Source organism: Catenulispora yoronensis, assembly GCF_039531695.1.
Lineage (GTDB): Bacteria > Actinomycetota > Actinomycetes > Streptomycetales > Catenulisporaceae > Catenulispora > Catenulispora yoronensis.
Window position 1 is genome coordinate 1 of record NZ_BAAAQN010000236.1, and the last position, 545, is coordinate 545.

A 545-nucleotide genomic window follows, 5' to 3' on the forward strand; every position below is an offset into this window, starting at 1 on the left:
GCCAATCAGGCCGACCGCCTGCAGCGGCAGCCCGGCGTGCATTTTGGCCAGGGTCAGCAGGACATTCAGCGGCGCGCCGCCGGTGGCGCGTTCGCTATGGACAATTTCCACCAGCCAGCCGCGCTCCGGCCACTGCCCGATCTGGTGGACATGATCGACCAGCATGTTGCCTGCGGCAATAATGCCTTTCCGTTCCATGATCGCTACTCCGCGCCGTCATATTCGTTAAGCGTAGCGCACAATCGGCGGAACGATTGTGCGCCTGGTTGCGCTTATTTCACGGTCCAGCCTTTGTAAGAGCTGACGTTATTTTTGTCGATCATCGTCACCGGGATCAGTACCGGCGCGGTCGGCGCAGGTTTGCCCTGCAGGATGTCGTAGCCAATCTCCACCGCCGCCTCCCACAGTTGTTCGGCAATGTCATTTTTTCTTGTGGCAAAGTTCGACAGGTCGATACAGCGCACTTCGCGGGCGAAGGTCTCTTCGCCCTGGGCGCCCATCAGCGCCTCTTTTTCCAGTTCCTGTAAGGCGTAGCGTTGATTCTG

General features: G+C 59.3%; 2 pseudogenes. Both read right to left on the bottom strand.

Annotated elements, in window-relative coordinates:
* Positions 1-198 (bottom strand): annotated as a pseudogene (locus tag ABD481_RS47040) (sugar kinase); the annotation flags it as partial.
* A gap of 74 nt (positions 199-272) precedes the next feature.
* Positions 273-545 (bottom strand): annotated as a pseudogene (locus ABD481_RS47045) (hypothetical protein); the annotation flags it as partial.